The organism is Microbulbifer agarilyticus (genome assembly GCF_019800665.1).
In the GTDB taxonomy this organism is placed as follows: Bacteria; Pseudomonadota; Gammaproteobacteria; order Pseudomonadales; family Cellvibrionaceae; genus Microbulbifer; species Microbulbifer agarilyticus_C.
Genome location: NZ_JAHVKO010000005.1, coordinates 286,077 through 311,781, shown reverse-complemented (window position 1 = coordinate 311,781; position 25,705 = coordinate 286,077). Strand labels below are relative to the sequence as shown.

The following is a 25,705-nucleotide window of genomic DNA, read 5'->3' as shown; positions in this document are numbered from 1 at the left end:
CAATAAGTTTTGACTCAGCTTGTCTCTGCCCAGGGGAGCCAGATGGTTACCCTGAGGCCACCCTTGGCCCGGTTGTGTAGTTGTACCTGCCCGCCGTGGGCGTCGGCAATTTCACGACACAACGCCAATCCAAGTCCGACACCGCCGGGCTTGGTCGAATAGAATGGCAGCAGCGCCTGCTGCAAAACCTGGTCACTCATCCCGGTGCCGCGGTCCGCTACCGTCAGTAGCTGTCCGTGGCTGTCCGTCTGAATTCGCACCGAAATATCTTCCTGTGCGCTGCCGGACTCGGCGGCATTTTTCAGCAGGTTCAGCAGTGCCTGCTCCAGTTGTGTTGGGTCGAAGTAGCCAGGCCGGCTGGGCAGCGTATCCCTGAGGGTGAATGGCTGGAGTGGCTGCAAGCGGGAAACCAGCGTATCCCAGGGCACCTCTTCGCACACGGGGGGCGGCAGCTTGGCGAAGCGCGCATACCCCTGGGTAAACTCGGTGAGATGCTTGCAGCGTTCGGCGATAACATCGAATACACCGGCGAGTTGTTGCGAATCGATCTTCTCGGAGAGTAATTTTCCGCTGTGCGCCATGGATGATATGGGCGCCAGCGAATTGTTCAGTTCATGGCTGATCAAGCGAATGACTTTCTTCCACACCTGAACTTCCGCGCGGGTCAGCTCGCGCGTCATTTCTCGTAGCAGTACCAGCCGGTGCTTTTGTGCGTTCAGCACAAAGGTACTGTTGCTGATATGCATGGTATGGGTGGCTTCGCCCTCGAGGTAGCTAATCAGCCCATCCTGTTCCAGCTCAATCGCTTGTGCCAGTTCTCTGGGGCTGTGCGGCAAGATTTGGGAAAGTAGATGCCCCTGCAGCGGGCGCCCCTGGTGCAGCAGGTGTCGGGCGCTGGTGTTGGCGTAGATGACATGCTGGCTCTGGTCGATCAGCAGCAGGGCCAGTGGCGAACTCTGAATCACCGTATCCAGCAGCAGTTCACGCTGGTGGATGTGCGCGCGTTCCCGTCGCAAGATCTCGCCCACTTCATTGTACAGTGCGGCAAGTTCACCAAACTGATCGTGGCTATCCAGTGCCAGTGAGATAGAAAAATCACCGTCGCGAAAATTGAGCAGCCCGCCTTGCAGGCTTTGCAGTGCCTGATTGATTTTGCGGGTGATCGGGCGCATGAACAGGAATGCGGCGGTGAGCCCCAGCAGCAGCCCGCCGCTCCACGCCAGAACCGGTGGCGCACCGAGCCGAGTGAGTCCAAAAGGAAAGCCCGTGGCGACAGCCACTGACAGCAGCACGGTGGCGAAGAGTTTCCCTTCGATAGAAGTCTTGGGCGTGGACGGAGTTTGCATCAGTAAGGAATACCATACTTATCCAAACGCCGATACAGTGCCTGACGACTAAGGCCAAGCTCGCGCGCGGCCTGGGCGATGACGCCGTTGCAATTGGCCAGAGTCTGTTCCAGCAGTTCCCGACTGGGTTCAAAGCTGTGTTCGGGTGCCTTGAGCGGGCCATCTTCCGGAAGTGCGAGGGTAGTCTCCTCCACAACTTCCCCCTGGGTTAGCACAGCCGCCCGCTGCATTACGTTCTGTAGCTCGCGCACATTCCCGGGCCAGCGGTAACGCATCAGGCTTTGTTGCGCCTGCGCGCTCAGTTGCTTGCCCGTTTTCGCCAGGAAGCCGCGGGCCAGCGGCAGGACATCTTCCGGGCGATCACATAGCGCAGGGAGCTTCAGTTCAATGACGTTCAGGCGGTAAAACAAATCCTGGCGAAAGCTGCCCTCGGCAATCATTTCCTGGAGGTTACTGTTGGTGGCGCTAACCACACGTACTTGTACCTTGCGGGTCTGGCTGCTACCGAGCCGCTGAAATTCACCGGTCTGTAATACGCGCAGCAGTTTTACCTGGCCGCTGGCGGAGAGTTCGCCGATCTCATCCAGAAACAGTGTGCCACCGTCGGCCGCTTCAAATCGTCCCTGGCGGACCTTGTTGCCCGCTCCGGTATAGGCACCGGCTTCCGCGCCAAACAGCTCTGCTTCCATCAGTTCTTCAGGCAGAGCGCCCACGTTGACCTTGATGTAAGGGCCGTCATTTACGCTGGAGTTTGTCTGCACAATATCGGCAATTTTTTCCTTACCCGCACCATTGGGGCCGGTAATCAGCACCGGCACATCGGAATGCGCCACTTGCGTTGCCATCTCCAGCAGGGTCTGTACGCTCTGGCTGCGGTAAACGATATCCTGCAAATCAAATTGTTGCTGGAGTCGCTCCCGTGCCTGCTGGGCGCGGCTCTGGGATTGCCGTTGTTGTTGCTGCAGGTCGTGTAATTCGAGCAGGTTTTTGATGGTGGCGATGAGCTTGTTGTCATCCCAAGGTTTACCCACATAGTCGGCCGCGCCGGCCTTTACCAGCTCCACCGCCATTTCCAACTGGGTCCATGCGGTGAGCAGGATGACCGGGATATCCGGCTGAATTTCACGCAGGGAAAAAAACAGCGCACGCCCTTCTTCGCCGGAGGTAGTATCGGCGGTGAAGTTCATGTCCTGTACAACCAGGCTGATATCCGGGTTTTCCCGTAATAGTTGCAGGCCAGCTTGTGGGGTAATCGCAGAGAGTGTCTGGATATCGTGGAGGGACAACAGCAGCGACAGGGCAGAGATAATGCTGGTGTTGTCGTCAATAATCAGGACCTTGTCCAAGTCCAGCTCTCCCTGGGTGATTTGTGTTGAAAATTTGGGAGCCTGCAAGCAGGCTCCCACAGGTAAGTCAAAACCTAGACGCTACGCGTCGCCATCGCCGGCGAAACATTCGCAGCGCGCATGGCTGGCATCAGAGCGGCAGTAATACTCACGAGCAGCAATACTATCGCACACACTGCAAGCAGCGGTAATGTGAGTGTCGGTTGTGAAAACTCGCTTACCATCAGTCGATTGATGATCAGTGCCCCGGCGGTGCCAAGTACCAGGCCGGTGCCGGCAATCAGGGAGTTCTCTACCAGAAAGTAGCGACTGATATTGGCACGTGTGGCGCCGAGTGCACGGCGGATACCAATCTGTTTGGTGCGTTGATTGATCCAGAATATGGTCAGGCCGATGATCCCAAGTGCGACGATAAAGGTGAGCAGGGCCATTACCAGGGACAGCACTTTAATCATGACGTTGTCGCCGATATAGGTGCGTTCCAAATTTTTACTCAAAGTTTCCACTTGAACGACCCGCTGCGGATCGCGGTTGTTGAGCAGTTCTTCCACCTCTTTAAACACGGCGTCCCGCTGACCCGGCTCGGTGCGGATCAGGTAGCGTTTGTGATTGTCGGTAACCAGTAATGGATAGAAAACGACATTGCCCGCACGGGACCAGCCGGGCCAAGCGCCAAGGTGCTGCTCGACAACGCCGATGATTTCCACTGGTTGGTCACTGTTGCCCGCATAAAAAAACCTACCGACGGCGGATTCGCCGGAAAAAAGCTTTTCGGCAAACTGTTTGCTGATTACAGCCACTTCACTGTGATGGCGCTCGTTGGGGCCGACAACATGTTCATCTGTCGGGGTAAAGTTGCGCCCCTCGATCAGATTGAGGCCGAGAGTGTCAATAAAATGTGAATCCACCTGATAATAGTTGGCGTTCTCGCCGCCGATTTCCTGGTTGGGTTCATTGAAGTAGGTGCCGGCGGAGCCGGATCCGGATAGTGGAATCTGGTTGGTTACGGAGGCATCCAAAACACCGGGTGTTCTACGCAGCAAGTCGAGGTCGGCGATGACGGCACCTGCCATGTCGTAGTCTGTGGGGATAGGCATGTAAGTAGCGGCGATAATATTTTCCACATCCATACCGGTGGGGCGCGCCACTTTTTCCATGCGATCTTTTACGATCACAGTGGCGTTACTCACAATTGCCAGGGTGAGTGCCAGCTGCAGTGCAATCAGCAGTGCGGACACCTTGTTGCGCCAGAGGGCGGACAACATGGGTTTCAATTCAAACATGTTCTTTTCCTTGTCTCCGGGTTACTGGGTCTTCAGGTAAACAGACGGGTTGGTTCGGCTGATACGCCAAGCCGGATACAGACCCGCAAGAATGCTTGCCAAAATGGCAAGTCCGACGGCGGCCAGCATCATTTCCCAGTTCATGGCGGCAATCTGGTCTGCTTGTCCCATAGCAAGTACACGAATACCGGTAAGGCCAGCCAGTGCGAGCACGATGCCGAACAAACCACCGAGTACGCCAATACAACTGCTTTCAATCAGGTGTTGGGTGAAAATTGCGTTGCGGCTGGCACCCAGGGCGCGGCGCACACCAGCTTCCGGTGCTTTGCGCAAGAATTTCGCCAGTAGCAGGGCAACGGCATTGATTACGCACACAAGTAGGAAGGCCAGCGATGCCCAGCCCAATACACGGTTATCGTTTTCCAATACTTCATTGAGTACCAGCCATTCGGATGGGGCTGACAATGCGAACTTCAGTGGACGTTCGAAGCGCCCCTGTTCTTTTTGCTGATGAATATGTCCGGTAAGGAACTGTTCGTAGGCTTCCCTTTGCTCGGCGTTGTCCAGTTCAACCCAATATTGAATCCAGACGTGTTCTCCCAGAAGGAAGCGCTCGTAGCCCTCCGCGCCTTCCGCTGTTCTGCTCGTCCAGCCATTGGTGTTGCCCCAACTGTAGATTCCGAACTTGCGGTGCAATCCAAAGGGAATATAAAGCTCTTCGGAGTCCGCGAAGGGGTTGTTGTTCAGGTCATAAATTTTGGGCGATGGATTCCAGTGTTTCAGAACCCCGATCACGGTAAAGGGTTCGCCGTTCAGTTTTACAATTTTTCCGACGCTGTTTTCACCGCCGAATAATTTTTCGTTGGTTTCTTTGCTGAGAACCACGGATTGCACTGCAGCGGTATCTGCTTCTTTGCTCCAGGTGCCCCCGTACTCAAATGGTACGTCGAACAGGGAAAAGAAGTCCCGGGTGGTGACGCGGGTATTGGCGGTAAACGGACGTAACTCAGATTCGTCAAGATTTACGGTGAATCCGAAGCGATGCATGGCCACCTGGCGGGTAGGAATATCCGAGCGCAGCAGGGCAGTCGCATCGGGGTAGGTGAGCTGCCAGGGAATTTCATTGGTGGTGTCCGCTGCTTGGTTCGGATCCCAGCTATCTAACTGCACGGCGTAGAGCACGCTGTCTTTATGCTCCAGCGCGTTCTGCGACATCATATAGTTCAGGGTCAGTACGGTCATGGATGCACCCACCCCAACGGCGATGGCGGCGATCATAAGCGCACTCAAAATAGGTGTGCCCCGCAGGCTGCGCATGGCGAGGCTGATGTAATAGCCGATCATTTCGGTTTCCTTTTCTCGAATTCAGCTTAGGCGATGGCGACTTCTGGCTGCGCGATGGTCTGGCGCAGGTCGGATACCTGGCCGTCGACGATCTGGATATTGCGTTGGGCGCGGCGTGCCAGCTCCGGGTCATGTGTCACCATGACGATGGTGGTACCCCATTCGTTGATGAACTCCAGCAGCTCCATCACCTGGCGTGCCATCAGCGAGTCCAGGTTGCCGGTCGGTTCGTCCGCAAGCAGAAAACGCGGTTCACCGGCGAGGGCCCGGGCGATGGCGACACGCTGTTGCTGTCCACCGGAGAGCTGTGCGGGTAGGTGTTTGGCGCGGGCTGAAAGACCGACCTGTTCCAGGGATCTTTCAATGCGGCGACGACGCTCTTTTGCATTGAAGCCACGGTAGCGCAGTGGCACGTCGATATTGTCGAACAGGTTCAGATCGGGAATCAGGTTGAAACCCTGAAAAATAAAGCCGATTTTTTCGTTACGTAGACGTGAACGCTCGCTATCGGAGAGGTTGCCCACTTCCTGACCGTCCAGCAGGTACTGGCCACCGGTCGGTGTTTCCAGCAGGCCGGCGATATTCAGGAAGGTGGTTTTACCGGAGCCGCTGGGGCCGGTAACGGAAACGAACTCGCCCTCGTTTACCTCGAGGCTAAAGTCACGCAGAGCGTGTGTTTCGATGGTGTCAGTGCGATAACTTTTACGAATGTTTTGCATTTTTAGCATGGTAAATTTCCTTGTCTTCGAAGTTACGTGATCTTTGAATATGTTCTGAGTTTGTTGTTGTGTTGCGGTATTAATCTTTCAGGGCAACCAACTGCGCCTTGTCCAGTTCGTCTGCGGCGGAGGTGATGATCTGGTCGCCTATCTCCAGTCCGGAAACAATCTCAACTTGATTGAGCCCCCAGGCGCCGATGGTGATCGGCACCTTTACTGCCTGCTGCTGGTCATTCAGTTTCCAGGCGAAGCGACCGCCGGTTTGATCGAGGAAGCCACCGCGCTTAACCAGCAATACGTTTTCACGGCTTTCCAGTAATACACGCGCGGTAAGGCGCAGGTTCTGGCGCAAATTCGCGGGCTGTCCATCGGTGAAACGCACGCGGGCGATGACCTGGTTGTTAATGACTTCAGGGGCGATGGCAGTAATCTCACCGGGCAGTTTTTCGAAGCCCATGGTGACCTCCACGGCCATGGCCAGGCCCAGATCATCGGCGTAGTTTTCCGGCACCGCGGCCTCCAGCTCAAAGCTGGTCAGGTCTACAACGGTAAGTAGCGGCGCGTTGGCTGCGACCGCCGCGCGCTGGGTGGTGGCGAGGCTGCCGATGGTTCCGTCTACCGGGGACACAATGCGCAGCTCATTGACTTTGCGCTGCAGTTCTTCCATCTGCAGTTTTTGCTGGTCGACCTGCAGTTGCAGGGTCTGGGTTTCAAAGGTGAGCGCCTCGTTTTCCAGCGACGCATTCTGTACCGCCTGCGCGTGTTCCAGTTCGGCACGTGCTAGATCGTCACTGGCCTTTTCGAAATCCAGCTGGGGGATAATCTGCTTTTCCAGGGAGATCTTTGCGCGCTTCAGTTCGCGGCGCGCCGCTGCGAGGTCCACCTTGGCGAGGTCTGCCTTCTGAGTGTTTTCAAGGCGCTGGCGCTTTGCCTGAATTTTCTGCCGCGCCAGTTCCACGCTGAGTTTGTTGTACAGCGCGCCTTCCTGGGCGAGCTGGTTTTGCAGCTGTGGGCTGTCTACTTCGGCAAGCAGTTGCCCGGCGCTGACAGTGTCGCCGGCCTTGACCGCGAATTTGACGATGCCCTGGGCAGGGCTGAATAGGGTAGGGCTATTGGCCGCAACCACTTTGCCCTGAACTACCAGGTCGCGGACCAGATCCCCGCGTTCTACCGCGGCGATATTGATCTGGGACAGGGACAGGCGGGCATCCACCGCGTTGGTGCTCTGCCAGCTCATCAGTCCCCACACCACGAACGCTGCTGCCCCAATACCAAGGGCAGCGCGCTTGAGCAGGCGCGGGTTCTTCCACGGGCTTTGTGGTGCGAGCTGGATGTCCTGCCCGGAGGTATCTCTGATCATGTTGTTCCCAAGTGCTTTGAATCGATTTGTATTCTTCTGCCACTGTGACGCGGGTTTTTTGTGCCCCGGATGCAAAGTGGATTTTTCGGATGCAACGGCCTTATCGCAATTGCCGTGCCAACGTCATATTTGTTGTTAACTTATTGATAAATAAAGAAAAATAATTTTTTAATGATTGAGGGCTGTTTGCCGGGGTGTCCGCAGAATGTGTCCGGACAGCCTGTGTCCGTAGCAGCGGACAGGTGTGGAAGGAGGCGACTTCGGTGGTAGCGGTGGATAGATTCCCGGCCGGAGCCGTAAAATCATTTGAGTGTTCTTTAGCCAGCAAGTCCAAGATGCTAGAATCCGCGCCCCTATTTTCTGGCTAAGGCGTTTCTGGCTAGGGTTGCTGACGAAGGCTCCTGGTGAACGCTCCTGACAAAAGGAAGTAGGGCTCCGAACAAGACTCCCCAGACAGGCTCTTCTGATTATGCAGTTCTCCAATACCCTGTTGTCGTCCACCAGAAACGACTGGTTTGGCAACATCCGCCGTGACGTGCTCGCCGGCCTCGTGGTCGCGTTGGCCCTCATCCCGGAAGCCATTGCCTTTTCCATCATTGCTGGTGTTGACCCGCGTGTTGGTCTCTACGCGTCCTTCTGTATTGCCGTGGTCATCGCATTTGTGGGCGGTCGCCCGGGCATGATCTCTGCCGCCACCGGCGCCATGGCGCTATTGATGGTGACGCTGGTGAAAGAGCACGGGCTGCAGTACCTGCTTGCGGCCACGTTATTGACGGGGGTGCTGCAGATCATTGCCGGCTATTTGAAGCTCGGTAGCCTGATGAGCTTTGTGTCGAGGGCGGTGGTTACGGGGTTTGTGAACGCCCTGGCCATCCTGATCTTTATGGCGCAGTTGCCGGAGCTCACCGATGTGACCTGGCATGTGTATGCGATGACGGCGGCGGGCCTCGGCATTATCTACCTGTTCCCCTACGTGCCGGTAGTGGGCAAGATCCTGCCTTCGCCGCTGGTGTGTATCCTGGTGCTGACTGCGGTGGCGGTGACTCTGGGGATGGATATTCGCACCGTGGGCGATATGGGTGAGCTGCCGGATACCCTGCCTATCTTCCTGTGGCCGGACGTACCGCTGAACTTTGAAACCCTGAAAATCATCTTCCCGTACTCCGCCGGTTTGGCGGTGGTAGGTCTACTGGAATCCCTGATGACCGCTACCATCGTGGATGACCTGACGGACACCAACAGTGACAAGAACCGCGAGTGTAAGGGTCAGGGTATCGCCAATATCGGTGCCGGTATGCTGGGTGGTATGGCGGGCTGTGCGATGATCGGCCAGTCTGTGATCAATGTGAAATCCGGCGGTCGTGGCCGTCTGTCTACGCTGGTGGCCGGTGTTGGCCTGCTGACCCTGGTGGTGTTCCTGAGTGACTGGGTGGCGGTGATCCCGATGGCGGCGCTGGTGGCGGTGATGATCATGGTGTCCATCGGCACCTTCGACTGGGGCTCCATTCGCAACCTGAACAAATTGCCGCTGTCCACCAATCTGGTGATGCTGTCCACGGTGATTGTGGTAGTGTTTACCCATAACCTGGCGTTCGGCGTGTTTGTGGGTGTTCTACTGGCATCGCTGTTCTTCGCCAACAAGGTGAGCCACTTTATGTATGTGAGCTCGGAGCTGGATGAAGAGAAGAATTGCCGTACCTACAAGGTTGTGGGGCAGGTGTTCTTCAATTCTGCCGACAAGTTTGTCGCGGCGTTTGATTTTAAAGAGGCGCTGGACAAGGTAGTGATTGATCTGAGCCGTGCGCACTTCTGGGATGTGTCGGCGGTGTACTCTCTGGATAAGTCGGTGGTGAAGTTCCGCCGCGAGGGTGCCGAGGTGGAACTGATTGGCCTGAATGAGGCGAGCTCCACTATCGTTGACCGCTTCGGTGTGCACGATAAGCCGGAAGAGATTGAGAAGGTGCTGGGCGGACACTAAGGCCTGCGAGCTTCGTTCGGGAGCTCTGTATTACCTCCGTGGCGCCGAAACACTGAATGGAAGTTTTTGAAAGCGCACAAGTACATCCCTGTATGCTCCGTCGGCGACGTCCATGTCGCCGACGGTTTCAAAAACTTCCATTCAGCATTTCGGCTTCATACACGGCGAATCACTTTGTAAACCGGCACCTACACGAACACGTATAGTGGTAAGTGATAGAGGGAAAATAATAAATGACCGAGCACAAAGACCCCATCGTACTCTCCTGCATTGATGGCTCTCGCTACAGTGGCGCCGTCTGTGATTACTCCGCCTGGATTTCCAGCCGCGCCAAGGCGCCGGTCAAACTCCTGCACAACATCGAACGGGTAACCACACCGGCGGTTGCAGACCTGTCCGGCAGTATTGGCCTGGGTAGCCAGGAAGAACTGCTGGAAGAGCTGACTTCTCTGGAACAGCAGCGCTCGAAACTGCTGCTGGAGCAGGGCCGGCAGATGCTGGAAGGTGCGCGCCAGCGTGCGGAGCAGGCGGGTGCCGAGCGGGTGATCACCTGTCAGCGTCACGGCTCTTTGGTGGAATCTCTGGTGGAGATGGAAGACCACATTCGGGTTCTAGTGCTGGGCATTCGCGGTGAAGAGCACGGCGAGTCGGATAAAGGCCTGGGCGCGCAGCTGGAAACGGTGGTACGTGCGCTGCACAAGCCGATTCTTGTGGTGAACCGGGAGTTTTCAGAGCCCCGTTCAATCATGCTGGCGTATGACGGCAGTGAGTCGGCGCGCAAGGCGCTGGATATGGTCGCTACCAGTCCGGTGTTTAAGGGCGTCGACTGTCACCTGGTGTATGTTGGTGATGGTGCCGAGTCGGTGTTGGCGCAGGGTGCCGAGACATTGGGGCACGCCGGTATTCGCGTGACCAGCGCAAACTTGCAGGGCAAGACGGTTGATGCGCTGATTGCGTATCAACAGGAATACGATATCGATCTGACAGTAATGGGCGCGTTCAGCCACAGCAAGCTGCGCGATCTGTTGTTGGGCAGTGTGACCGCGAAAATGTTGCTGGGGACTAACCAGCCCTTACTGCTACTTCGTTAAAGTTGTTGTGTCGCAGAAAACAAAAAGCCTGTGGGGCATCCCACAGGCTTTTTTATTTTTTCAGGAAGAATTAGCCGGCGAGTCTTGTAGTCACAGGGGCAGTACTTGCCGGGCTAGGCATGCTCAGACGAGCTTTCTTGTGCGGGGTCGGTTTACCATCCGCATCCAGTGCCACAAACACGATGCGGTCGACGCGCACGATCAGCTCGCGGGTTTGCTTGTTACGCATCTCACAGTGCACGGTCAGTGAGGTGCGGCCAACGTCGGTCACCTCGAAGCCGAATTCCACAATATCTCCGCAGACCGCCGAGCTGACGAAGTCTATTTCCGACATCAGCTTGGTCACAATGTTGGCGGTGCCCATCTGGCACCCGGCGAAAATCGCCGCTTCCTCATCTATCCACGCCAGTGCCTGGCCGCCAAACAGACGTTGTGCAGGGTTCAGGTCGCCGGGTTTTACGAAATGACGTGAGTAGTACTTCATGTGCTGTTACCTCTTTGGTTACCACTTGGTCGGGGCGGGAAGCGTGCCGCGCTCCATTGCGGCCCCATCCCACGACTCTACACAGTGTTTGCATTAACTGTGCCAAGAGCTTTGGCTACTCAAAGATGGCTCGAAATGGGCCGGGGTTCAGGGTTTGCGGCATTAACTGGGCGATATAGGGGCGATACTCAGTCGCCAGAATTGGTCATTTGTGTTCAAAAATTGTGCGGTTCGCACTCGAGTGGGGCGAGCGGCGCGAGTCAATGTTGGCTAAATTGGCCGCGATACCCGAAATATTGGCCATGAAATTCCCGATCCGTGACCTCGCACTATGGGCGTTGCCGGCGACACGCTTTAGAATGTCCCGCTTTATGGCCGACCGGTCGGCTAGCTACGCAAGAACAGACGTTAGAAGAATTACCCAACGGAGAGCCCGGCATGATTATCCAGCCGAAAGTTCGCGGATTCATCTGTACCAACGCCCACCCGCAGGGCTGTGCCGCCAACGTGCGCGAGCAGATCGAATACATCAAATCCCAGCCCGCTATCGATGACGGCCCGAAAAACGTCCTCGTGGTTGGCGCATCCACCGGTTACGGTCTCGCTTCGCGCATTACCGCAGCCTTCGGTTGTGGCGCAAACACCCTGGGGGTGTTCTTTGAAAAGCCCCCCACCGAGAAGCGCACCGCGTCTGCCGGTTACTACAACTCTGCCGCGTTCGAGCAGGAAGCGCACAAAGCCGGCCTGTACGCGAAGAGCATTAATGGCGATGCCTTCTCCGACGAGATAAAGGCGCAGGCGATCGACATGATCAAGCAGGACCTGGGCAAGATCGACCTGGTTATTTACAGCCTTGCGTCTCCGCGTCGTACCGACCCGAAAACCGGCGAGCTGTACAGCTCTGTGCTGAAGCCGATTGGCGAGTCCTACACCGCCAAGAATCTGAACACCGACAAATTGCAGATTTCCGATATCAGTGTTGACCCGGCGAACGAAGAAGAAATTGCCGCGACCGTTAAGGTGATGGGCGGTGAAGACTGGGAACTGTGGATGCAGGCCCTGGGTGAAGCCGGTGTTCTGGCGGACGATTGCAAGACCGTTGCCTACACCTATATCGGCGAGAAACTCACCTGGCCGATCTACGGTCACGCCACTATCGGCAAGGCGAAGGAAGATCTCGATCGCGCCGCCAAGGCCATCAGTGACAGCGGCAGCGCCAGTGCGAATGTTGCCGTACTGAAGGCTCTGGTTACTCAGTCCAGTTCCGCAATTCCGGTTATGCCGCTGTATATCTCCCTGGTATACAAGGTGATGAAAGAAGAGGGCACTCACGAAGGTTGTATCGAGCAGTTGTACCGCCTCTACACCGAGGGCCTGTACACCGATACCCCTCGTCTCGATGACGTGAATCGTTTCCGTATGGATGACAAGGAGCTGCGTGCGGAAACCCAGGCGAAAATCGAGAAACTGTGGCCGGAAGTGACCGAGGAAAACCTGTTCCAGCTGACCGATTACAAAGGCTACAGCGACGATTTCCTCAAGCTGTTCGGGTTTGGGGTAAATGGCGTTGATTACGCAGCCGAAACCAGCCCGGTGGTGGAAGCGGACTTCAAGTAATCCGCTCAACCGTATCGAAAAAACGCCGGGCAATTGCCCGGCGTTTTCGTTTTATACTCGCGTACTTTTGATTGCGTAGGAGAAGTTGCATGGAAACTCGCAAGCTCGGAAAAACCGACCTCGAGGTAAGCAAGATCTGTCTCGGTACCATGACGTTTGGTGAGCAGAACTCTCAGGACGATGCATTTGCCCAGCTGGATTACGCGACAGAACACGGCGTCAACTTTATCGACTGTGCGGAAATGTACCCGGTACCACCGCGCCCGGAAACCTGTGGCCGCACCGAGGAATTTATCGGCAACTGGCTACAGCAGCGCGGCAAGCGGGATCAGGTAGTTTTGGCGACCAAGGTGACCGGGCGCGGGGCGGCGAACTCGGGTGTCGGTCATGTGCGCGGCGGTCCACGTTTGGACCGCATCCAAATTCTCAAGGCGTGCGATGATTCGCTGGCGCGGTTGAAGACGGATTACATCGACCTGTATCAGGTGCACTGGCCAGAGCGGCAGGCCAACTTCTTCGGCAAGCTCGGCTATCAGCACGGCGATGATGACGGCGTGGAGATCGCGGAGACGTTGTCCGCTCTGCAGGAGCTGGTTGACGCGGGCAAGGTGCGTCACATCGGCCTGTCTAATGAAACGCCCTGGGGCATGCACCGGTATCTGCGCCTCGCCGCCCACGGTAACAAACCCCGGGTGGCCTCGATCCAGAACCCGTACAGTTTGTTGAACCGCACGTTTGAGGTGGGCCTGGCGGAAATGGCCATCCGCGAGCAGTGTGGGTTACTCGCCTATTCACCCCTCGGCTTCGGCACTTTGAGTGGTAAATACCTGGATGGTGCCCAACCCGAAGGTGCGCGCCTTACCTTGTTCGAGCGCTTCCAGCGCTATACCGGCGAGCGCGCCGTCGCAGCGACCGAGGCCTATGTGTCACTGGCGCGGGAATTTGGGCTGGACCCGGCGCAAATGGCGCTGGCTTTTGTTACCCAGCAGCCGTTTGTTACCAGTAATATTATCGGTGCGACCACGTTGGCGCAGCTGCAAAGTAATATTGCCAGTGCGGAGCTGGTGTTGGGTGATGAGTTACTGGCGGCAATTAATGAAGTGCACAACGGGAACCCGAATCCTGCGCCATAGAATCGAATCTTTTGGTGCGGGTGATAAAAAGAGGGCTGCCATTTCTGGCAGCCCTCTTTGGGTTTAGCTTAACTGCAATCCGTGATTAGAGATTAAAACTGGTAGGTTGAGGAGAGGTAGGCAAAACGCCCCTGACCACTGTGGACTGTTGGGGTAAAGCCCATAAAGTCGGAGTAGTCGAACGACGGTTCCTCGTCGAACAGGTTGGTGACACCGAGGGTGACAGTGATCTTTTCAAAGCCAAAGTAATTTACCGTGGTGTCTACGGTGGACATGGAGTCGATGTCGCTCATGCCCGGCTGCTGCACGGACGCGTCTTGAGCAAAGCTGTCGATATAGTTCACCGCAAGCCGTGCGCCCAGGTCGCCGCGGCTCCAGTCAACTGCTCCGGTCCAGCGCCATTCTGGCTGTTCATAATCCCCTTCCGTGAGGTTGACGCGCAGGCCTCCGTCCACGTCGGGGCGCAGGTCCTCGTACTCCAGTACGTAATTCATTACGTAGGACAAGGTGAAACTGCCGAGGTCACTGTCCAGGTTGTAACGCAGGTCCAGATCCAGGCCGGAGGTGTTGAGGTCGCCAAGGTTCTGGAAGGAGTCGTTGATGGTCACCACCTCACCCGGGTCGTTAGGATCCGATGACGGGAGTCGAACAACGACATTCGGATCGTCGCCAAAGTTGCTGAATACAAACTGGGTATCCGAATCGATGATATTTTCGATTTCGTAGTGGTAGTAATCCAGCGAGGCCGTAAAACTGTCGCTCAGGTTGACGATGACTCCGAGATTGTAGCTCTCGGATTCTTCCGGCCCTAGATCAGGGTTGCCTTCGAAAACTGCAGTATATTCCTGAGGCTCACAGGCCTTGTTGACGTTGCCCACTGCGTCGCAGCGGATGGTATCGACAAGATTTGGCGATTCATCTGTGCGGCCCAAACCAAGCTGAGAAAGCGACGGCGCGCGGAAGGCTGTGCCCCAGGAGCCGCGCAGGCTAAGGCTGTCCAGGGGGGACCACAGGAAGGATACCTTGGGGTCCGTGGTGGTGCCGAAATCGCTGTAGTCTTCGTGGCGCACCGCGAGCTGCATTTCAAAGTTGTCGCCAAGCGGTGCCGCCAGTTCTGCAAACAGCGCGGTGTTGTCCCGGCTGCCGTTTGCCTGGGTAGCCTCGGTGCCAAAAATATCACCACGCACGAATTGGTCATCCGGGTTGTCGCTGATGCTGTCTCTGCGGTGCTCAACCCCCAGCGCCAGCATCATGTCGCCACTGGGCATGGCCAGCACGGGTCCAGAGATTTGTGCATCGTAAGAGCGGGTGGTGGATTTGCCCACACGGGTAGTCGTGGTCTCGATGTAGGCCAGTGCCTCGGCGGTATTGGTGGAGGGCTCAAAGGGATTCCAAAGCCCGCTGTCGATGGCCTCCTGAATACGACGGGAGTTGGGGAAACCGTCCACACCGCGCTCAACCGCGTCGCTCTTGATATAGCTGTAGGCGGCTTCCCAGTTCCAGCTGCCCAGCTCGCCTTCCAGGCCCAGCACACTGCGGAAGTAATCCGAGTCCACCTCTTTCTGGCGATTGCCGATATCTACGGTACGCCGGCGCATGGTCAAGTCCTGGCCGAAGAAGGGGTGCGTGGGGTCGCCGGCGAAGGGGTGGTTGGGATTGTCGCCGGCCATAAACAGTTCGTTGAAGCTGGGGCTGCCGGCGCCTTTTACTGTGGTTTTGGCGTTCTGCCCGCTCAGCTCCACAAAGGCTTCCAGGTTGTCCGACAGGGTGTATGTGCCGAGATAGTTGTAACTGAGTCGTTCGGTGGACGGCACCATGGTCATGTGTGGCGCGTAGTCATAGCGGCACAGGTTGTTGGCGGTGTCTATGTCCTCGGCTGCGCAAACGTCGTTGCCGAAGGTGTCCGGTAGGCGATTGGTGGGGTCCGATGCGAGGGCAATGGTTCCCGGAATGCCCGAGGAACTGCGGAAATCCGTGGCAAAGGGGTCGTTCGGGCGCGCCGCGGCCTGGTTGGCCGTTCTGGAATAGCGGCGATCCGCATAGAGCAGCTCTTCGCGATTAAAGTAGTCAACGATAAAGGTATGGCTGCTGTTGTCGGTGGTATTGCCCCATACCATGCTGATATTGCTTTCCTCGCCGCCACCGGCGCTGGTACCGCCAATCTTGCCGGAGATTTCGAGGCCGTCGAAATCGTCGCGTAGAATGACGTTGATGACGCCGGCGATGGCATCGGAACCGTAAGTGGCGGAGGCGCCGTCTTTAAGGATGTCCACCCGCTTGATTGCGGCGAGGGGAATATTATTGATATCCACGAAGGCGGTATCGATGTTTTTGGCGAAGGGGCTCACGGATACGCGGCGGCCATTCACCAGAATCAGAGTCGAGTCCGCCCCCAGTCCGCGCAGGGAAACCGAGGAGCCCCCATTGGCGGTGTCGTCGCTGCTATTGGCCTGAGTGGAGAAGGTACCCTGGCCTGAAATGGGCAGCCGGGCAAACAGGCCGATCAGGTCGGTGACCCCGGTATTGGCGATATCTTCCGCAGTCAGGCTGGCCACGGGAGAGGGGCCGTCCATTGCCGCACGCTTGATGTGCGAGCCGGTCACTTCTACCAGCTCCATTTCCCCCTCTTGGGCGTCACTCTGTGCGCTTTGCGCGAAAATCTGGGCTGAGGCCAGTGTTGCAGCAATACCGAATGCGATAGGCGTTTTTTTCAAAAATCCCTTTGCCATTGCAATTTTCCTCGTAATTTTTTCGTTCTATCGATGGGTTTATTTTTCTGGATACCGCGTTGGCCACTGTAACAACTAGCGGACCGGGTCGAATCTGGTGATGATGGAAGTGTGATGGCTATCTCTCTACTGGCGCATAATTCGAAATATTTTGGCGTAAATTTCCATTTTTTTAGTTTTTGGTGCCGTTCCTGCAGAGTTGCCGATGAGGATAGATTGGGTGCCGTGTGCCCGCGCCTATACTCAGGGCAGGCCACATAAATCAGCAGGAGAACACCATGGATATGAGAGGGCACCACACTCTGAGCGACCTCTTTGCCCAACTGGGGCTGGGGTCCGACAATGACGCGATTGAGGACTTCCTCAATAGTCACCAACTAGCGGGAGAAGAAAAGCTCACCCTGGCCACCTTCTGGAGTGATAGCCAGCGCAAGTTCTTGAGTGACGCGCTGAATGAGGACAGCGACTGGTGCGAGGTGGTCGACGAGCTCGACGCTATGTTGCGTCACTGAGCGGTCTGGCACTTTACCTTCCCTAATCTCTCTAATGGCTCCGCTCGGGGTGCTTAGCGTGTTTGGGACTGGTTTGGTTTCCACGAACTCCATTTTGTGACTCAACAGAAGGGTTCGTTCAACGGGTATATCCGCTGGCAGGGTGCGGAGCTATAATGCGCCGCATTCTTCCTGCCGCTGCGGTGGCCGGGACTCCATTCCCTGATCGTAATTACCCGTTTTATGGAAAAACCCCATTTTCGCGCCGCCCTGCTGCACCCGCGTTACTGGTTCACCTGGACCCTCTTTGGAATCTGGTATCTGGTCGCCCAACTGCCTTATCGCTGGCAAATCGCCATGGGGCGCACCCTTGGTAGCCTGATGCTGCGCTTTGCCGATGACCGCCGCCAGATTGCCGAGCGCAATTTAGCCCTGTGTTTTCCAGAACTCTCCCCAGCCGAGCGCGAGCAGCTGCTGCGGCGCAACTTTGCCTCCAACGGTATTGCGCTGATGGAAGCGGGCATGGCCTGGTTCCGCTCTCCGCGCTGGCTGCGCCGCCGCTTCACCATTGAAGGCCTGGAGCACCTGCAGGAACCGCAGAGTCAGGGGCAGGGCGTGGTGTTGATGGCCATGCACTTCACCACCTTGGAGATGGGCGCGGCCTTTATGAGCATGAGCCATTCGGTGGATGGCATGTACCGGCCACACAAGAACCCGGTGTATGACTATATGCAGCGCAAAGGCCGCGAGCGTCACAACGAAGATTCCAATGTACTGCAGCGCAAGGACGTGCGCGGCATGTTGCGTGCCCTGCAACGCGGTCGCGCGGTCTGGTATGCGCCGGACCAGGACTACGGCATCAAGCAGGGCGTGTTTGCGCCGCTGTTCGGCGTCCCGGCGGCAACGGTAACCGGTACTTCCCGATTTGCCCGGGTTGGCCGCGCCAAGGTCGTACCCTATACGGTGACGCGCCTGGAGGATAAAGGTATCTATCACGTCAAGGTCTTCCCGGCCATTGACGAGATACCCTCCGGTGATGAGTACCAGGACGCGGTGCTGGTGAATGAGTTCGTGGAGGCCCGCATGCGCGAAAACCCCTCGCAGTACATGTGGGTGCACCGTCGCTTCAAAACCCGCCCCGAGGGTGAGGAAAGCTTCTACCCGCCGCGCAAAAAACGGCGCAAAAAGCGCAAAAAATAACCAGTTTTAGCGGTGTCGGCCTCTGTTCCAGTGGATGACTTTTTTGCGCTGGCATCCAACCTGCCCGCTAAGTAACATACCGCATTCTATTTTTGGTGGTATTAACCGGCTCGCGGCCGGTTAGAGAAGGAGTTGCAATGATTTCCGGCAGTATGGTGGCGCTCGCCACACCCATGTATGCAGACGGCAGCCTGGATTGGGACAAACTGCACGACTTGGTGGAGTGGCACATAGAGCAGGGCACCCGTGCCCTGGTGGCCGTAGGAACCACAGGCGAGTCTGCAACTCTCGATGTACACGAGCATCTGGAAGTCATTCGCCGGGTCGTGGATCAGGTTGCCGGGCGCATTCCGGTGATCGCGGGTACTGGCGCCAACTCCACCACCGAAGCCATCGAGCTGACCGCCACCGCGGCAAAATGTGGTGCCGATGCCTGCCTGCTGGTGACACCTTACTACAACAAGCCCACTCAGGAAGGCCTGTACCTGCACTTCAAGGCAGTGGCGAAGGCCGTCAACATTCCCCAGATTCTCTACAATGTGCCCGGGCGTACTGCGGTAGATATGCTGCCGGAAACCGTTGCACGCCTGAGCTCGGTAGCCAATATCGTGGGTATCAAAGAAGCGACTGGCGACCTGGAGCGGGCTCGCGCGGTAATTGATCTGGTACCGGAAGACTTTGCTGTCTACTCTGGTGACGATGCCACCGCAGCGGAACTGATTTTGATGGGTGGTCACGGCAACATCAGTGTTACCGCTAACGTTGCTCCTGCCGCAGTCGCGCAAATGTGTGAGGCTGCCCTGGCTGGAGACGCCGAAACCGCCCGCGCAATCAATCAACGTATCGAACAATTGCACAAAACGCTGTTTGTGGAGTCCAACCCCATACCGGTTAAATGGGCTTTGAAAGAAATGGGCCGTATCGATAGCGGAATCCGTCTGCCTTTGACCGAGCTGTCCGCCGAGCATCACGGTGTAGTGCGCGACGCGCTGCGCAGTGCGGGTGTGCTCTGACAGCGACAAGACGGTTGGCTGAGACCCGAGACATCGGATTTACGCAAGGCCAGCGTAACTGGATAAAACGCGATCGCGACTGATTCGACAAGGTACGAATAATGACAAAATTGACCACCGGAGCGCTGCTGTGCGCTGTGGTTTCTACTCTCAGTGGCTGTGGTATTTTCGGCAATGATGGGTATTTCCGCGACCGCGGAGACGACTACCAAATGGCCAACAGCCTGCCACCCCTGCGCATGCCCGCCGGCATTACCGAGAAGCCCCAGGAAGAGCTTTACGAAGTGCCGACCATTGCCGGTGATGTGGAGCGGGGAGAATTCGTTGTTCCGCGTCCCCAGGCTCTGAATGTGAACGTGGGCCTGGATCGGGTGAAAATTCAAAAGCTGGGCAGCCGTCGCTGGGTGCTGGTGAATCAGCCGCCGGATGAAGTCTGGCCGCAACTGCATTACTTCCTGCGTACCACCGGCCTGCAGCTGGCGATGTCCGACGCGGGTTCTGGCACCATGGAAACCACCTGGCTGACCTTTGGCGAAAGCCCGGAAACCAAAGACAAGTACCGTTTGCAGGTCGAGTCCGGAGTGCAACCGGACACCACGGAAATTCATGTGCGTCACCTGTCCGCGCCAATGTCTGCCCCGGCCAGTGAGGCGGTTACCTGGCCGGCCCAATCCAGCAGTGCGGAGCGTGAAGGCTGGATGATCGACGAGATGTCCACCGCGCTGGCCACCGATGCCGCCGGCACCTCCGCCTCCCTCGTGGCGCAGGCCGTTGGTGGTGGCAAGGTCAAGGTACAGGTGATGGAGCCTGCCGGTCAGGAGCCGTTTGTGGCGCTTGATCTGGCAATGAATCGTGCGCGTGCCACCGTTGCCCACGCGCTGAATACCGGCGCCTATCGCCTGCATAAAGAAGATGCGGATCAGGGCGTTTACTACGTCACCTTCGACCCGGACCGCGAGCTTTCCGAGGAAGATGAAGGATGGTTCTCCAGCTGGCGTTCCGGCAGAGGGGAAGACAAGATTGCGCAGGCTGCCGATGGCTACAGTCTGGAGCAGGTACTGGCGAATGTTGATCCGAGCGCACAATTGTTTGCCGGCATCCCCGGCGTTGGCGGTGCGCCGGCGTCAGATATCCCCGGATACCTGGTGGTGATGCGTCAGGTGGGTGAATCCGTGCAGGTGCGCGTGCGCTCTACCCGTGGCAAACCGCTGTCCCGCGCCAGAGCCTCCGAGCTGCTGATGGCGATCCGCCAGAACCTGATCTGACGGAAACTGTAACGACATGGCGATCCGATTTGCCTCCCTGGGTAGTGGTAGTAAGGGCAATGGCACTCTGGTCGCCTGTGGTGATCACTGCCTGTTGGTGGACTGCGGTTTCACCATCAAGGAAACCGAGCGGCGCATGGCGCGGCTCGGTGTCTCTCCCGCGGACCTCTCCGCAATTCTTGTAACCCACGAACACAGCGACCATATGGGCGGCGTCGGCCCACTTGCGCGCAAGTACCGCCTGCCGGTATATCTGACGCCGGGCACCCTGCGCGCGCGGGATATCGGTACCTTGCCGCAGGTTCACCTGATCGAAGGGCACCAGCCATTCGTGATCGGGGATATTCAGGTCACCCCGGTGGCCGTCCCCCACGATGCTCGCGAGGCCGCACAGTTTGTGTTTCGCAGCCGTGGCAGCAGTCTCGGTCTACTTACCGACTTGGGCACCATTACCCCCCATGTAGAGTCCCACTTTGGCGACTGCGATGCGCTGGTACTGGAAGCCAATCATGACCCACAAATGCTGGCGCAGGGCCCATATCCGCCCTCGTTGAAGCGTCGCGTGGGCGGTGCCTACGGCCACCTGAGCAATCAACAGGCGGCAGGTTTTCTACAGCGGGTCGGCAGCGACCACCTGCAGCACCTCGTTGTGGCGCATATCAGCGAAAAGAACAACAGCCTCGATCTCGCGCGTGCGGCCCTGTCTGATGCTGCCGCCAGCGCGGCTAACTGCATTTTTGCCTGCCAGCAGGAAGGCTTCGACTGGCTTCAGATCAGCTCGACCGATATTGCATCGCCACCGCGGGATGGCGTGCAAATAGCAAACGCCCCTGCGGAGACGATAGACTAAGGCTCCCGGCCAAGATTCTGCGCATTCCCCGTCGCGCTTGTCCCGCAATAATTTGCCAGCAACAAACTGAAGATGGAGTTTCCCTGTGGTTGCAACCAATTACCTGAGTTATACCGATAGCGGTGCGCTTTACGGCAAACCCGGTCTGGACCTGTTGCTGGTGGAAACCGCGTTATGCCGGGCGGTGATTGCGGTGCAAGGCGCCCAGGTTCTCGAATTTACCGCGCGTGATCGCGCGCCGCTGTTATGGCTGAGCCCGGCTGCGGGGTTTGCGCCCGGTAGCGCCGTGCGCGGTGGCGTGCCCGTGTGCCTGCCGTGGTTTGGAGAAAACCGCGCAGATCCCTCGAAACCCAAGCATGGATTAGTGCGTGGCCAGTCCTGGACGCTGGATAGCAGCGAGCAACAGGAGGATGGTCGTGTGTTGTTGCGGCTGTCTTTTTCTCACCCAGGCGACGAAGTCTTTGCGCCGAGTTTCCACTGTTCGCTTACTATTGGCCTGGGCGAGGCGTTGACGTTCGACCTTGAGCTGACCAATACCGCTGAGGTTGCCGCGGAATACAGTTGGGCGCTACACAGCTATTTCGCTGTGGATGACGTCAATACCGTGCAGGTAGAGGGATTGTCCGGGGTTGAATATCTGGATAAGACCACGGGCTTTTCCCGCGACCTTCTCGAGGGGAATCTGAACTTTTCCGGTGAGATTGACCGTGTCTTTGAGCAGGCGCCCGCCGAGCAGACTATCTTGACCCCGAATCCAATTCATACCCGCAGTGAAAACTGCCACACCGTCATTACCTGGAACCCAGGTGCAGAGCTCGCTGCCACAATGGCCGACGTCGGTCCGCATTACACGGGGTTTGTCTGTGTGGAACACGGCAACGCTTTTGCGAATAGCTGGCAGCTTGCAGCGGGTGAGACAGCGGGCGCCCGTCTGGAGCTCACCCGCTAAACCAAGAGGTGCTGATGAACAACGGATTGATTCACGCATACCTTCTGGACGGTAAGGGCGGTGCCCGCAATCTAACCTGGGCTGAAGTTGATGCCTGGAAGCCTGCTCAGGGCAGCCTGTGGGTGCATTTGGATTATTCCGACGCACAGGCGCAGTCGTGGGTATCAGATACCGCCCAACTCGATCCCCTGGTGGCTGCGGCCCTGTTGACGGAAGAGACGCGGCCGCGAAGCACAGCCGTTGGCGATGGACTGCTGATAGCCTTGCGCGGCGTCAATCTTGATCCCGAATCTGAGCAGGAAGACCTGGTGTCGCTGCGCCTGTGGGTCGAAGAGTCGAGAATTATCACCACCCGCAAGCGACCGCTGCTTGCAGTCAGAGACCTGCGAGAGCAACTGGAGCGCGGCCGTGGCCCAACGACGAGTGCGGGAGTGCTGTTCGAATTAGCGGGACTGCTGGTGTGGCACATGGGGCACACGGTGGACAGCTTTGAAGATGCGATGGATGGGCTGGAAGATCGGGTTGTCGCCGGCGATAGTGCCGACTTGAGGTCAGATCTCGCCGTTTTGCGCAAGCAAACCATTACCCTGCGTCGCTACCTCACTCCGCAACGTGACGCGCTGACCCATCTTATGGCGGAGAGGCGGCCGTGGATAAGTAAGCGGGATCAAATGCAGCTGCGTGAAGTCAGCGATCGTTTGTTGCGGCATATCGAGGATATTGATGAGATCCGCGATCGTGCGGCTGTCACCCAGGAGGAATTGGCCAGCCGCATCTCTGAGCAGCTCAACAACCGGATGTATTTACTGTCGATTATTGCTGCGGTTTTTTTACCGCTGAGCTTCTTTACCGGGTTACTGGGGGTTAATGTCGGGGGGATTCCCGGTTCGGAAAACCCCCAAGCGTTTATTATTTTCAGCGTGCTGCTGGTTGTCACTGTTGTGTTGCAGCTGGTGGCATTTCGCTGGAGAAAATGGCTGTAAACGTTGCTGACGAATCCTGGCCCGCAATCAGCCGAAGATTGTTACCGTCTGTCGCGACAGCGCAATCAGGCGACCGCGCGCATCCCACAGGCGTGCGCCAATCACCGCATAGCCGTCTTCCGCCTGCTCTACTTCCGCCAGGTACTGCCACCAGTCGTTGCAGTTTGCCTCGAGGTCGTGGGCAGCGGGCATAAGTTCCACGGTCCAGGTCAAAGTGCTGGCGGGGGACAGGGTGGTGACCAGTGAAAGCACAGCCGGTGGCCAGGCGTCGATCAGTGCCAGCAGGTGCCCCGTGCTGACCGGGCCGCTATTTTCACTTTTGAAACGGATCCAGCCACCGATGCGCCCTTCATCGCTGCCGGTAAATGGCATGGCGCCTTCGCCCAGCCGGTAATCAAAGTGTTGCGAAAACTCTGGGACCAGCCCTTCGATGTAGGGCAGGGCTTCGCAGGCCTCTGGCGCCGGGAATTCCGGTGCAGCGCCGGTGCCGACAGAAACCGCGGACTCGCGGGGCTTGCCAAAGCTCGCCAGTACAGCGGTGGTCACCTGTTCGCCCTGCGACGCATGGGCTTCCATTTGTACCGCGGAGCGTCCGGCGCGCAGCACGCGTACCGATGTGTCCAGCGCGCCTGCGGCTGCCGGTGCCACGAAAGAGAACGTCAATGAGCGAAGGTGCGTTTGCGGTGCGGTATCACCACACGCTTGTTCCAATGCAGATTCCAGTGGTTGGTACAGAACCGCGGCCACCATGCCGCCAAAGGTTGCTCGTCCCTGGCTCCAGCCTGCCGGAATCTGCGCTGGCGCATCGCGGCGCGCGACATTCAATGTGGTCTCGAAATCCATACTACTTTTCCTGTGATTTCTCGTGGTACCGGTCGCCAGCCGGTGTGTGAGCCTTAACTAAAACTGTGGTCCGTGTCCGGGAAAATGCCATTCTTCACATCTTCCGCGTACTTGCGTAGCGCACCGGGGATGTCGCCGGCTTCCACTAGGAAGTTCTTGGAGAATTTTGGTGGCTTTTCCGTTAGGCCGAGAATGTCGTTGATCACCAGTACCTGGGCATCGGTATGGGGACCGGCGCCGATTCCGATGGTGGGCATGGTGACGGTTTCGGTAATGCGTTTGCCGAGTTCCGTGGGGACACACTCGAGCACCAGCAGGTCTGCTCCAGCCTCGTCCAGTTGTACTGCGTCATCGAGAATCTCACCGGCGCGGTCGTCGTCGCGGCCCTGTACACGGAAACCGCCCAGCTTGTGTACCGATTGCGGGGTAAGCCCAAGGTGGGCACACACCGGGATACCGCGCTCGGTGAGCATTTTGACCGTCGGTGCGAGCCAGGCGCCGCCCTCAATCTTCACCATATGGGCACCGGCCTGCATGATGCGCGTGGCATTGGTCAGTGCCTGCTCCGGTGTGGCGTAGGTCATAAAGGGCAGGTCGCCCATGATCAGGGACTTCTTGTTGCCCCGCGCCACCGCCTCCACGTGATAGATCATCTGCTCCATGGTGACCGGGATAGTGCTGTCGTATCCCAATACGGTCATGCCAAGCGAGTCGCCAATCAGCAGGGTTTCGACGCCCGTTTTTTGCGCCATCGCCGCCATGGGGGCGTCGTAGAGGGCGACACAGATAAACTTTTCACCGTCGGCCTTCATTTTGCGCAGCGTTTGTACCGTAACGGGCTTGCTCAGCTCTTGGGATCCGTAGGGCATGTTGTGTTCTCGCTTTGCGGGCGCATAGGCCCGGACTTCTCTAATGGTACTGTGGAGGCTTGGCTGGGTTACTTGCCTGGATTGTAGTAATGCCGGCCGCTTTTTACGTTCAGCAGGTATTCCACCAGCTGTTGATAGTCTTCTTGCTGGTCGACGATGTCGATTTCCGCGCAGTTGACGATGAGCAGCGGTGCCTGGTCGTAGTAGTGGAAGAACTTGGTGTACGCCTCGTTGAGGGTGCTCAGGTACTCGTTACTGATGCTGCGCTCTGCGCTGATACCGCGCTTGTGAATACGCTCCTGCAATACATTCAGCGGCGCCTGCAGGTAGATCACCAGGTCGGGTTTCGGAGCTTCGAGGGTGAGGTGCTGGTATACCTGGCGGTAGAGCTGCAGTTCGTCGCTGTCGAGGGTGACCTCGGCAAACAGCTGGTCTTTCTCGATCAGGAAATCTGCTACCCGCACCGGTTTGAACATATCGTCCTGGCGCAGGGCCTGGATTTGCTGCGAGCGTTGCAGCAAAAAGTGCAACTGTGTCGGCAGGGCCGCGCTTTTGGGGTCGCGGTAGAACCGCTCGAGGAAGGGGTTGTCTTCCGGCAGCTCCAGCAGGGTATCGTAATTGAACGTGGCCGCCAGGCGCTTTGCCAGGGTGGTTTTACCCACACCGATATTGCCCTCTACCGCAATAAAGCGCGGCAAGTCCCGACCGTTCAAATCGATCTCGTGGGAAAGGTTTTCGGCACGGTAATCGTCGGAAGAGGGGGCGTCGGACGCGGGAAAATTACTCACCGAGGTTACTCCTTTTAGGTTCCC

22 protein-coding genes are annotated in these 25,705 nt (G+C 57.4%); 11 read left to right on the top strand and 11 right to left on the bottom strand.

The features are described from left to right. Window positions 1-14: 14 nt before the first annotated feature. The 6 genes from KUV22_RS14085 to KUV22_RS14060 form a co-directional block, all read right to left on the bottom strand. On the bottom strand, window positions 15-1,346 hold the full coding sequence (locus KUV22_RS14085) for a sensor histidine kinase (protein ID WP_222232130.1): 1,332 nt from the start codon (window positions 1,344-1,346) through the stop codon (window positions 15-17). Next, window positions 1,346-2,740, bottom strand: coding sequence for a sigma-54-dependent transcriptional regulator (locus KUV22_RS14080; protein WP_261319552.1), 1,395 nt, complete (start codon window positions 2,738-2,740; stop codon window positions 1,346-1,348). Before KUV22_RS14080 ends, KUV22_RS14085 begins: the two co-directional genes overlap by 1 nt. A 26-nt stretch (window positions 2,741-2,766) precedes the next feature. Continuing rightward, window positions 2,767-3,975, bottom strand: a complete 1,209-nt coding sequence (locus KUV22_RS14075; RefSeq protein ID WP_222232128.1) for an FtsX-like permease family protein — start codon at window positions 3,973-3,975, stop codon at window positions 2,767-2,769. A 21-nt stretch (window positions 3,976-3,996) separates the two neighbouring features. Beyond that, window positions 3,997-5,319, bottom strand: coding sequence for an ABC transporter permease (locus KUV22_RS14070; RefSeq protein ID WP_222232126.1), 1,323 nt, complete (start codon window positions 5,317-5,319; stop codon window positions 3,997-3,999). Between the two features lie 26 nt (window positions 5,320-5,345). Then, window positions 5,346-6,047: an ABC transporter ATP-binding protein gene (locus KUV22_RS14065; RefSeq protein ID WP_222232124.1), complete on the bottom strand. Its 702-nt coding sequence runs from the start codon at window positions 6,045-6,047 to the stop codon at window positions 5,346-5,348. Window positions 6,048-6,117: 70 nt separating this feature from the next. Next, the gene (locus tag KUV22_RS14060; RefSeq protein ID WP_222232122.1) at window positions 6,118-7,398 is read right to left on the bottom strand and encodes an efflux RND transporter periplasmic adaptor subunit; all 1,281 of its coding nucleotides are present in this window, start codon (window positions 7,396-7,398) and stop codon (window positions 6,118-6,120) included. A 469-nt stretch (window positions 7,399-7,867) separates the two neighbouring features. On the opposite strand from KUV22_RS14060, the gene KUV22_RS14055 reads away from it, so the two are divergent. Further along, window positions 7,868-9,376: a SulP family inorganic anion transporter gene (locus KUV22_RS14055; RefSeq protein WP_390625292.1), complete on the top strand. Its 1,509-nt coding sequence runs from the start codon at window positions 7,868-7,870 to the stop codon at window positions 9,374-9,376. A gap of 233 nt (window positions 9,377-9,609) precedes the next feature. Next, window positions 9,610-10,467 carry a universal stress protein gene (locus KUV22_RS14050; RefSeq protein ID WP_222232120.1) on the top strand — a complete coding sequence of 286 codons (858 nt, stop codon included), beginning with the start codon at window positions 9,610-9,612 and terminating at the stop codon, window positions 10,465-10,467. A 70-nt stretch (window positions 10,468-10,537) separates the two neighbouring features. On the opposite strand, the gene KUV22_RS14045 is transcribed toward KUV22_RS14050, so the two are convergent. Then, entirely contained in the window at window positions 10,538-10,951 is a 414-nt protein-coding gene (locus KUV22_RS14045; protein WP_222232118.1) for an acyl-CoA thioesterase, read from the bottom strand. A gap of 438 nt (window positions 10,952-11,389) precedes the next feature. Between KUV22_RS14045 and fabV the strand changes: the two genes are divergently transcribed. Beyond that, window positions 11,390-12,568: an enoyl-ACP reductase FabV gene (gene fabV, locus KUV22_RS14040; protein WP_222232116.1), complete on the top strand. Its 1,179-nt coding sequence runs from the start codon at window positions 11,390-11,392 to the stop codon at window positions 12,566-12,568. Window positions 12,569-12,657: 89 nt separating this feature from the next. Next, a complete protein-coding gene (locus KUV22_RS14035) occupies window positions 12,658-13,701 on the top strand; it encodes an NADP(H)-dependent aldo-keto reductase (protein WP_222232115.1) in 1,044 nt (347 codons plus the stop codon). 92 nt (window positions 13,702-13,793) lie between these two features. Here the strand turns inward: KUV22_RS14035 and KUV22_RS14030 are convergent, their stop codons facing one another. Next, window positions 13,794-16,430 (bottom strand): TonB-dependent receptor plug domain-containing protein, encoded by a 2,637-nt coding sequence (locus KUV22_RS14030; RefSeq protein WP_222232113.1) that lies wholly within the window; start codon window positions 16,428-16,430, stop codon window positions 13,794-13,796. A gap of 278 nt (window positions 16,431-16,708) precedes the next feature. Between KUV22_RS14030 and KUV22_RS14025 the strand changes: the two genes are divergently transcribed. The 7 genes from KUV22_RS14025 (at window position 16,709) to KUV22_RS13995 (ending at window position 23,181) form a co-directional block, all read left to right on the top strand. Next, on the top strand, window positions 16,709-16,942 hold the full coding sequence (locus tag KUV22_RS14025; protein ID WP_222232111.1) for a DUF2789 family protein: 234 nt from the start codon (window positions 16,709-16,711) through the stop codon (window positions 16,940-16,942). Between the two features lie 222 nt (window positions 16,943-17,164). Then, a complete protein-coding gene (gene lpxL / locus KUV22_RS14020) occupies window positions 17,165-18,121 on the top strand; it encodes an LpxL/LpxP family Kdo(2)-lipid IV(A) lauroyl/palmitoleoyl acyltransferase (RefSeq protein WP_222232109.1) in 957 nt (318 codons plus the stop codon). 137 nt (window positions 18,122-18,258) lie between these two features. Continuing rightward, window positions 18,259-19,134, top strand: coding sequence for a 4-hydroxy-tetrahydrodipicolinate synthase (gene dapA / locus KUV22_RS14015; RefSeq protein ID WP_222232108.1), 876 nt, complete (start codon window positions 18,259-18,261; stop codon window positions 19,132-19,134). Between the two features lie 101 nt (window positions 19,135-19,235). After that, window positions 19,236-20,399 carry an outer membrane protein assembly factor BamC gene (gene bamC / locus KUV22_RS14010; RefSeq protein WP_222232107.1) on the top strand — a complete coding sequence of 388 codons (1,164 nt, stop codon included), beginning with the start codon at window positions 19,236-19,238 and terminating at the stop codon, window positions 20,397-20,399. A 16-nt stretch (window positions 20,400-20,415) separates the two neighbouring features. Further along, window positions 20,416-21,249 carry an MBL fold metallo-hydrolase gene (locus tag KUV22_RS14005; protein ID WP_222232106.1) on the top strand — a complete coding sequence of 278 codons (834 nt, stop codon included), beginning with the start codon at window positions 20,416-20,418 and terminating at the stop codon, window positions 21,247-21,249. A gap of 85 nt (window positions 21,250-21,334) precedes the next feature. Continuing rightward, the gene (locus tag KUV22_RS14000) at window positions 21,335-22,198 is read left to right on the top strand and encodes a D-hexose-6-phosphate mutarotase (protein WP_222232105.1); all 864 of its coding nucleotides are present in this window, start codon (window positions 21,335-21,337) and stop codon (window positions 22,196-22,198) included. A gap of 14 nt (window positions 22,199-22,212) precedes the next feature. Further along, entirely contained in the window at window positions 22,213-23,181 is a 969-nt protein-coding gene (locus KUV22_RS13995; protein WP_222232104.1) for a zinc transporter ZntB, read from the top strand. Window positions 23,182-23,208: 27 nt separating this feature from the next. Here KUV22_RS13995 and KUV22_RS13990 read toward each other — a convergent pair whose 3' ends face one another. The 3 genes from KUV22_RS13990 to KUV22_RS13980 all read right to left on the bottom strand — a co-directional run bounded on the left by KUV22_RS13990 (window position 23,209) and on the right by KUV22_RS13980 (window position 25,681). Continuing rightward, window positions 23,209-24,024: an acyl-CoA thioesterase gene (locus KUV22_RS13990; RefSeq protein WP_222232103.1), complete on the bottom strand. Its 816-nt coding sequence runs from the start codon at window positions 24,022-24,024 to the stop codon at window positions 23,209-23,211. 53 nt (window positions 24,025-24,077) lie between these two features. Next, on the bottom strand, window positions 24,078-24,893 hold the full coding sequence (gene panB / locus KUV22_RS13985; RefSeq protein ID WP_222232102.1) for a 3-methyl-2-oxobutanoate hydroxymethyltransferase: 816 nt from the start codon (window positions 24,891-24,893) through the stop codon (window positions 24,078-24,080). A 68-nt stretch (window positions 24,894-24,961) separates the two neighbouring features. Further along, a complete protein-coding gene (locus KUV22_RS13980; protein WP_224870897.1) occupies window positions 24,962-25,681 on the bottom strand; it encodes a deoxynucleoside kinase in 720 nt (239 codons plus the stop codon). Window positions 25,682-25,705: the final 24 nt, after the last annotated feature.